This window comes from Paenibacillus oryziterrae, assembly GCF_042610485.1.
Classification (GTDB): domain Bacteria; phylum Bacillota; class Bacilli; order Paenibacillales; family Paenibacillaceae; genus Paenibacillus_AQ.
On the sequence record NZ_JBGJZO010000020.1, the window covers coordinates 79,516 to 88,719 of the forward strand.

Annotated in this window: 9 protein-coding genes; 2 read left to right on the plus strand and 7 right to left on the minus strand. The window is 47.3% G+C overall.

The window, feature by feature from the left end:
• Window positions 1-140: 140 nt before the first annotated feature.
• From ACAN55_RS18455 to ACAN55_RS18485, 7 genes are all read right to left on the minus strand, one after another.
• A complete protein-coding gene (locus ACAN55_RS18455) occupies window positions 141-407 on the minus strand; it encodes a spore coat protein CotJB (protein ID WP_379136086.1) in 267 nt (88 codons plus the stop codon).
• 3 nt (window positions 408-410) lie between these two features.
• A complete protein-coding gene (locus tag ACAN55_RS18460; protein ID WP_379136116.1) occupies window positions 411-602 on the minus strand; it encodes a spore coat associated protein CotJA in 192 nt (63 codons plus the stop codon).
• Window positions 603-814: 212 nt separating this feature from the next.
• The gene (locus ACAN55_RS18465; protein WP_379136088.1) at window positions 815-2,173 is read right to left on the minus strand and encodes a hemolysin family protein; all 1,359 of its coding nucleotides are present in this window, start codon (window positions 2,171-2,173) and stop codon (window positions 815-817) included.
• Window positions 2,174-2,191: 18 nt separating this feature from the next.
• Entirely contained in the window at window positions 2,192-3,325 is a 1,134-nt protein-coding gene (yfkAB, locus tag ACAN55_RS18470) for a radical SAM/CxCxxxxC motif protein YfkAB (RefSeq protein ID WP_379136091.1), read from the minus strand.
• A 269-nt stretch (window positions 3,326-3,594) separates the two neighbouring features.
• The gene (locus ACAN55_RS18475) at window positions 3,595-4,692 is read right to left on the minus strand and encodes an HD-GYP domain-containing protein (RefSeq protein WP_379136095.1); all 1,098 of its coding nucleotides are present in this window, start codon (window positions 4,690-4,692) and stop codon (window positions 3,595-3,597) included.
• Between the two features lie 145 nt (window positions 4,693-4,837).
• Window positions 4,838-5,662 (minus strand): undecaprenyl-diphosphate phosphatase, encoded by an 825-nt coding sequence (locus ACAN55_RS18480; RefSeq protein ID WP_379136097.1) that lies wholly within the window; start codon window positions 5,660-5,662, stop codon window positions 4,838-4,840.
• A 29-nt stretch (window positions 5,663-5,691) separates the two neighbouring features.
• Entirely contained in the window at window positions 5,692-7,125 is a 1,434-nt protein-coding gene (locus ACAN55_RS18485; protein WP_379136099.1) for a bifunctional metallophosphatase/5'-nucleotidase, read from the minus strand.
• Window positions 7,126-7,257: 132 nt separating this feature from the next.
• On the opposite strand from ACAN55_RS18485, the gene ACAN55_RS18490 reads away from it, so the two are divergent.
• On the plus strand, window positions 7,258-7,971 hold the full coding sequence (locus tag ACAN55_RS18490; RefSeq protein WP_379136102.1) for a molybdenum cofactor biosynthesis protein MoaE: 714 nt from the start codon (window positions 7,258-7,260) through the stop codon (window positions 7,969-7,971).
• Window positions 7,972-8,050: 79 nt separating this feature from the next.
• The gene (locus ACAN55_RS18495; protein ID WP_379136104.1) at window positions 8,051-9,091 is read left to right on the plus strand and encodes an HD-GYP domain-containing protein; all 1,041 of its coding nucleotides are present in this window, start codon (window positions 8,051-8,053) and stop codon (window positions 9,089-9,091) included.
• Window positions 9,092-9,204 lie beyond the last annotated feature (113 nt).

Below are 9,204 nucleotides of genomic sequence, written 5' to 3' on the forward strand. Positions count from 1 at the left end.
CCCCTCCTAAAAGTTTTGTGAGCTTACACATCATTGAGAACACTTCGACAAAACTTGCATCGGAAGCATATGCTAAGTTTTGTGAGCTTACACATCATTGAGAACACTTCGGCAAAACTCGCATCGGAAGCATACCGCGGCTATACCTGCCAAGGCCACGGGCTCTCGCTCCATTCCCAGGGGCATTTCGAATACGCGCGTCCGAAGTTCTGCAAAGGGCCGTACATCTCCTGAAATTGCTTCGCCAGCCGGGTTCGTTCTTGAGTCAGCTGATTGAACTGCTGGATACTTCTCAGATCATCCGGGTGAGTGTCCAGATACAGATTCAGCTCTACTAAGGCAAAATCAAGGATCTGGAGCTGCTCAAGCATTTCGTAATAACGTGGCTCGCAAGGATTGGCTTCCATCGGCTAGTTCCCTCCTCTGCATTTAGACTCATACGGACTGAATAATGCAGGCCATAAGGTTCCCGCCCTAAGCGCTTCCGGCAGCGAGAACTGCGGAAGATCTGGCGGCTGAAAGTTAATAAACTGGTTGGGCGGCACGACATACGTCTTGCACGGAACCGGCGGGCAGGGATCAAACGGTCCCCTATACGGCATCCATTCACGTTCCTGTGGATTCAATGTTTTATACCCTCCTTAGTTCATTTCACCGCTTGCTAAGCAGCGATGATGAACGCTTACCTTCGTAACAAGCATATGAATTTCACAGCATAAAAAGACGTATAGACAACAAAAAAGCCAAGCCCCATAAGGATTTATGGGGCTTGGCGGTGGCATGTATATTCTTTTTAACCCGAATGCTGTGGTAATTACTCTTCTTCCTCATCGTTGCCTGCAATCACTTCATCCGGTTCTGGAGGAGGCACCCGGTGGATGCTGACTCTGGTAATCCGAAGCCGTGTCGCCTCCTCGACTTCAAAGATAACATCTTCGCGCTTAATCATCTTGCCTTTGGAGGGATTACCTTCAAGCTCCTTAAACAGCCATCCGCCGATGGAATCGACTTCGTCATCTTCGATGATAACCCCGGTCAAGTCATTGATTTCTTCAATAAGCATGCGGCCGTCTACAGAAATAACCTGACCGATCATTTCAACCTCAGGTCGTTCGTCCTCGAATTCATCATGGAGATCTCCTACAATCTCCTCCAGAATCTCCTCGGCGGTTAACAGTCCTGCTGTACCACCGTATTCATCCACAACCAGCGTAAGCTGCGAATGATTCTTCTGCATCAGACGCAATACATGACTAATCTCCATTGATTCCGGCACGTTCAGGATTGGGCGCACCAGAGTAGTCAGATCATGCTGCTGCTCCGGTGGAGCGAACAGCAAATCGGTAATATGGACAAAGCCGATAATCCGGTCTTTGTCTTCCAGAGCAACCGGATACCTGGAGTGTTTGGTTTCGGTAATGATCCGCATATTTTCTTCCAGCGGCAGGTTGCTGTACAGTACATCCATATCTGTCCGCGGCAGCATAACTTCACGGGCAAGCAAATCCGAGAACTCAAAAATATTATCCATCAGCTTCATCTCGTCTTTGTCGATAACCCCGCTCTTGGCGCTTTGATTCATCAGAATGCGAATTTCCTCTTCGGAGTGCGCCGCTTCCGCTTCACTGGCAGGTTCTACACCTACCAGCCGCAGCAAGGCATTGGCCGAGGCATTCAGTACCCAGATAAAAGGCAGGAACAAATTATAAAAGAACATCAAGGGTGCGGATAGCAGCAGAGCCGAACCTTCTGTTTTTTGGATAGCCAGAGACTTCGGGGCAAGCTCACCCAGCACAATATGTAAAAAGGTAATAATCGAGAAGCCAATAACCACTGATACGGTTGAAATCAGTGTATGATCGGTAACGCCAAGCTGGAACATCAAGGGCTCCACGAGCAGCTCCGATATCGCCGGCTCCCCCACCCATCCAAGTCCCAGTGAAGCCAGTGTAATTCCGAATTGGGTGGCGGATAAATAAGAATCCAGCCTTTTGTTTACTTTTAGTGCGTACCCCGCCATTTTGTTGCCTTCACTCACCAATTGGGTCAATCGCGACTGCCTGACCTTCACCAGTGAAAATTCAGCAGCCACAAATATGCCGTTTAGTAACACAAGCACTAGAACCAGCAAAAGATTCAGCAGCAGTCTCCCCACTTCAAAATCCGTATGCACTATAACAACGCCTCATTTCTACAGAGTGATCGCTTTTCTGCTCTTGAAATCGATATCCGGGTAATACATATCCGCCACCAGCAGATTGGGGCCGCAGCAGCCGGCTGCATCACAGTGGCAATTCACCTTCTGGTTCAACGGATGACGGCTCTGCCAATCAGCAAAAATTCCATCAAGCCCGTCTGTCGCAATATTGCCAAAGGCTGCAATATCTGCAAAATCCGTAACGAACACATCACCCGTGAACATATTGACGTTCACCCGGTTCTTTCCGTCCGGATCATTCCGCATCGTGACATTCTTCTCGGAGCGCATCCTCCGCAGCAGCGACTGATCCTCTTCAAGGGGGCTGCAAGCGAAAAAGGGTAACGTTCCGAATAGCATCCACATGTCCGGATCACGGGCATCCAGCAGACTGTTGATCGCGACACCCATCTCTTTCAGGGACAATACGGGCAGAGTGGAAGCAAAACTTGAAGCATACATCGGGTGAACCTCATGTCTTTTGGCCCCCATTTCCCGGATCAATGTATGAATCTGCGGAAGTTTGTTGTGCGTCCGGTAGTTGATCATAGACTCTGCGGAGATCAGCATGCCGTCCGCGCTGAGGCGGCGGGAGTTCTCCAGCATCGTATCATACAAACGGTAAGCGGCTTCCTTAGCAACGGTATGGCCGCTATTCGCAAAACCAACCTCGTGGAAATCATCTCCGTTCAAATAGTTAAAAGAAATATGCATCACATCCAAATAAGGCAGAAGCTTCTCATAACGGGAATAAGGCATCGTAAGATTTGAATTCATTTGGGAGCGCACTCCCCGTTCCCTGGCGTATTTTAGCAATGGCACAATGATATTATCCACCGTTCCCGCGCGGAACATAGGCTCACCGCCGGTGATACTGATCGTCTGAAGATGCTCCACCTCTTCCAGTCTGTTCAGCATTACATTTAGCGGCAGCATCTCACCTTCCTTAAGTAAAAGACTGTCACCGACAGCGCAGTGCTCACAACGCATATTGCATAGGTTAGTAACCGTCATTTCAACACTGGTCAGTACATGGCGGCCGTGGGTGCGCAGCGATGTGATCGGGTCCCAGGGGTCATAGCTTGGCGATAACTCCTTCAGGGATTCAGCGTTGTATCTATCTTTCATTTGCAATAACTCCTTTAGAAGCGTTAGGCTTATTCATTAATTAACCGAAAATAAAACACTTGGTAACATTGACTTACCCTATATCATACCACGAAGATGAAAATATCTGCACAAGAGGTGCACAAAGACTAAACCGCCCGTTAACTTCATAAAAAAAACAGAATGCAGCGTGAGCCGGTTACCGGGCCCGCCGCAAGTGGGTGTTCCCTGTCTCCGATTCTCGCTGCATTAAACTATAGGGCTTCTTGTGAAACCCCGGGTACAATGGTTTAGCGGACTGTAGGCGCTCCCTGATCAGCCACACCGGAGATGACTAAAGATAAGTGCTTGCCAAGATCGCGTTCAAACGGCGTTATGGTTTCCCCTTCTGGACCGGTCAATACACGTACAACCGGTCTATGCGGAATACTCGGGTCAATTTTTACTACAACTCCGCTTTCACCGTTACTGAGCGTTACAGTAAGCCCCAAGGGATAAATGGCTACGCGATCACGGAATATTTCCAATTGCTTCTGCTCATACAGTGTACCGGAGCCGACATACAGCGCCTCTACGGCCTGATGCGGCAGCATTGCTCTTTTATATACCCGGTTGGAGGTCATGGCATCATATGAATCCGCCACACCCAGCCACTTGGAGTATTCATGAATTTGGTCACCGGTCAGTCCCCGGGGATAACCCGAGCCGTCAACCCGCTCATGGTGCTGCAGGGCACAAAGTGCTGACAGTAGCGGAATGTTGGGCTCTTCTTTCAGGATGCGGTAGCCGATTTCTGTATGAGCTTGCATATGACGGAATTCTTCCTCACTTAGCATGCCCGGCTTTTGTACGATTTTGACCGGAATCTGCGTCTTACCGATATCATGAAGCAGCGCGCCCAGACCGATAATCTTTAAATCATTGTTGCTGTAGCCGTGGGCAATACCAAGCACCAGTGTATATAGGCAGACATTCAGCGAGTGGACATATAAGTAGTTATCTGCCGTGTGCATATCAAGCAGCATGATCATCGGGTCGGACTGTGAAGAGATATCATCGAGAATGGAGTCCATAACTTTAGAGAACTTTTTATCGAGATGATAAAAACCCTTGGTAATATTAGACGCTCCCGACATCTCCTGGAACTGGCTACGGATCGTCTTCAGTGCCATATTACGTGTTTCATCGTGCAACAAACCGGGGATTTCCACATCTGCAGTCAGGGCATCTTCAATATAGACATATCCAATATCGAGCCTGGACAGCCTGGTGATCAGGGCATCCGTCAACTCAATGCCATCCGCAAGAAGTGTGAGCCCTTCATCATTATATATTCTTTTTCCAAGCCTCATGCCAGCCTGGATCTTATTCACGGAAACTAAACGCACCTTAACTCACTCCTGCCCTTTAACGGTAAATTGTCTTTTTTTGTAATTAAATCATCTGTTATCGATAGGTTATACCGTTACCATAAAGAAACACGCAATCGTGTCGAAAAAATGCATCCCTGCCTAAGTGAACCTACGCATATTCTTAACGCATTACAAAGAGCCAGAATACAGCCGCCAGAATAAAACGGTAGATTGCAAAATGCGTCAGCCGGATCTTTTGTATCAGCTTCATAAATAGAATTACCACAAGATATGCCACCACAAAAGAAATCAGAAAACCTATCGCAAAGACGCCAAGCGTATCACTTGTGAAATCTTTGTAAGAATCAAGTAGTTCATAGCCCGAAGCTGCGCACATAATCGGAATGGCAATCAGGAATGAAAAATCTGCCGAAGCCTTGTAGCTCACTCCGCTCAGCATCCCCCCTGAAATCGTGGAACCCGAACGAGAGAAACCCGGCCACAGTACGGAGATAATCTGGTAGAGTCCGATCGCCAGCGCCTGCCCATAGGACAAATCATCAAGCTCATGCGCTGTAATACGGATTTTACGTTTATTGAACCATTCAGCAACAATCATCAGAATACCGCCGGCAACAAGCGCCCACAGTACCGTGCTGGAACTAAACAGGCCTTTGATAAAATCACGAGCGAAGAAAGCAACCCCAAGCGCCGGGGCAATACCCAGAATAACATGTACAAGGTTCAGCCGTGACTTTGGCATAACCCCGCCTCTTCCCGAACGTTTGCGTCCAATCCCGAGTAAATCCAGAACACGGCGCCGGTAGACCAGAGCGATTGCCAGAATGGCTCCTAACTGAATGACAATCTCGAAAGTTTTGAGGATTGCGGTCTGTTCCACATTTAAAAGCTCAGCTGTAAGTATCATGTGACCCGTTGAGGATACTGGGATAAACTCCGTTATTCCTTCGATTATTGCCAATATAACTGCTGTAATTGTATCCATATACTCCTCCTATATGTGGGAATGATAAATTAGTGTAATGTTGTGATCCATCGTGGACTTTCGGATTCCTCAAGGCTGCCCGGCCGTTGCAGTTCCATTCTAAGCAAATCTCTCAGGAAACGGGGCAGCAAGTATACAATATTTCTCCCGCTCGCGATATTCTCATATCCCATGCGAAAAGTGAACATGTCCAGCGTTCCAACATTGTACTCCCGTTCATCCTGAAGCGGTTCATCATCGACAAAAACTGCAATATCGTCATCATAAGGGATGGCTTGCGGGTTATACAAGATTTTTATTCCATCTACGGCCAAACTGCCCAGCATCTCCCCCCGGAATCCGTAACCGTATATGACCTTGCTCTTAAAAGCTTCATTTAGGCTTTGCTTCAGCGCCTCACGGATATCTTTGCCTCTCAGCAGCATGGTGCAAGAGTTAATCGGAGAAGGACACAAGGCATGAAGCATCCCTGTAGTGATCTCGCCTTCAGGCAGCGGACCCAGCAGTTGGCCTGTGTTGACCAGCGAAATTTGGCTGCCGGTAAATTGTCTTACAGCCTGAGCGAGCAGATTGCCGAAGGGTGACTCTCCATTCAGGTCCAGCGGCAGCTCTCTGTCGGTATAAACGACTGTCTCCTGAAGAGCTTCCTGCGCTCTTGCAAGATGCAATGCGATAGCCGCCCGAACCTTGTCATCCTGCAAATGAGGCTCAACCGTTAAACAGCCTCCATTCACGAAATGAAATGCTCCCGCTTCACTCTGTTCAAATAGCAGTTGCCCGACATATCGGCCAAATTTCCCCGCACCGCATACCGCTGTACCGTTAATAAGAAGGGGTTGTTCCAATACATGGTGTGTGTGGCCTCCCAGAATGGCATGGATGCCTGGGATTCTCTCGGCCAGCTGTTTGTCAGCAGGTAGTCCTAAATGGGAAAGAACCAGGAGAATGTCTACCTTCGGTGCTAGCTCACGGCACTGCTCACGCAGTGCGTCTTCTGGGTCCTGCACATCCCAGCCAAGCAGAGAGTAGAAGGAAGTGAACGCAACGGTAGCGCCGGTAATGCCTATTCTTATGCCGTCTTTCACCACTATGGCATGAGTCTTCATCCATACTGGCGGTACTCCTGTACTACGGTCTACAAAATTGCAGCAGACTACCGGACAATGCAATCCTGCGAAAGCAGCTTCCAGCATTTCAGAAGAGAAGGTCAGTCCCTCATTATTTCCAATCGTAACCGCATCATATTCGGTTAGATTAAGAATATCGATGTTCGCTTGTCCGCCTGTCCCTTCCGTCTCTACCGCCGCTCTGTCCATGTGATCTCCGATATCCACCAGCAGTACCTGATCCTGTGCAGCTGCGCGCTCCCGCTGAATCACAGCAGCCACAGGGCTGATCATTTCAAAATGGCTATGTATGTCATTGGTATGCAGAATGGTCAATCTTCTTGGCTCGGTCCTCATCCGCGATATCCCTTCCACTTATACAGCCGCTTTATGCGGCAGTAAGTGCTTTTTCTCTACTGAACAGCATAACATTTTCAGAACTATTATGGTATATTAGAGTCATTATAATTAAAATTGAGGTGATCTAGCTTGCATATCACGATCCGTCTATTCGCAGGTCTGGCAGAGGTTATCGGTACGTCCTCTCTTCCTTTCCATGCTGCTGAGAGTCCTTTGACTGCAGGAAAACTCAAAGAGATTCTTTCTGCAGCTTATCCGGATGCTTCATCCCAGATTGCAGTATCCCTTGTCGCCATCGACCGGGAATATGCGCCAGAGGATACCATAATTCTGGAAAATGCTGAGGTGGCGCTTATTCCTCCGGTTTCTGGAGGAGAATCTGAAACATTGAATGTAAGCACACCTGATGGATTATACATAATTACTGATAAAACGCTGGAACCACAAGAACTGCTTGATAAGGTACTGGATAATGGGCACGGTGCTTCCCTGGTATTCATCGGAACAACCCGCGAAATGACAGGAGACCAGCGAACGACAGCGCTATATTATGAAGCATATATTCCTATGGCTCTCTCTAAACTTCAGGAGATCGGCAATGCAGTCCAGCACCGCTGGAACGCACGATGTGCAATTGCGCATCGTCTGGGACTTGTGGGTCTCAAAGAGGCAAGTGTTGTCATTGCCGTATCCTCACCCCACCGTGAAACTTGTTATGAAGCCAGTCGTTTTGCCATAGAGAAACTCAAACAAATCGTACCGATTTGGAAGAAAGAAATTAACGATGATGTCCAGTATTGGAAAGATTCTGACAGTAATTCAAGGGATAATTTTACTGTCTGAACGTGACTTCTTTATCATTGTAAATATCATTGTTTATTGCTATGCTTTAAACAAATTGAAGTAGAAGGTGGCATCAGACTTGAGAGTGCACGTCACGGAACTAAAACCCGGTGATTATCTGAGAGATAACACTTTTAGCTCCAAAGGAATTCACGTATTATCCAAGGGAACTCAACTGCAATCGGAGGATATTTTCAAGTTAATGCAGCACGGTGTAGATTACGTTGTTATCGAGGACCGTGAAGAAATCAAGCAAGCTTCTAATAAAGAATTGACCCTTCAAATCGTAAGTAACCGGTTTGACAGTATGGTTGAAGGCTTTGAATCTTTATATTTAGAAGCTTTGGCCAAGGGAAGCTTTAACAAGTCTATGGTTGATGATGTCCTTCAGCCCTTATTAGGCTCCCTAGATCAACACAAAGATGTTGTTTCGCTGCTGCTGTTGCTGGATAGGGATGATGAGTACACCTATAATCATTCACTTCAGGTAGGCATGCTTTCTTATTATATTGCTTCATGGCTGGGTTATTCCAAACAAGAGAGCTATGAGATCAGCCGCGCCGGATATTTGATAGACATCGGCAAGTGCAGGATTTCACCGGCAATACTGAATAAACCAGGCAAACTGACTGTGGAAGAGTTTGAAGAAGTTAAACGACATACTACATATGGTTACGAAATTATCTCTAACTCTATGAACGATCAACATACCGCCCTCGTGGCACTGCAGCATCATGAAAGAGAAGACGGATCCGGATATCCCGCGAACCTGAAGAAATCCGAAATTCATCCTTACGCCAAGATTGCAGCAATAGCCGATGTGTACAGTGCTATGACTACTCCGAGGATTTATCAATCCAAGCAGGAACTGATCACAGTATTACGTGAAATTCACAACCTCAGCTTCGGGAAACTGAATGCCAAATCTGTACAAGCCTTTATTCAGCATCTAATGCCTAACTTTATCGGCAAACGCGTCCTGCTCAGTACGGGTGATATGGGTACAATTATTATGAACAATCCAACGGATGTATTTCGTCCACTGGTTAAGATCGAGAGTCACTTCTGCGACCTTTCCCGTGATCGTCAAATTGCTATCATAGAAATTTATATGGAATAATATCTAAAGAGAGTGTACCTAGGCCGTTTGAACTGCACCCCGTCAAGTAGACAGTACAAAAAATAAAAGATAGCTAAGCGGTCTTGGTCCTGAATTCAATGGGACTGAGGCCG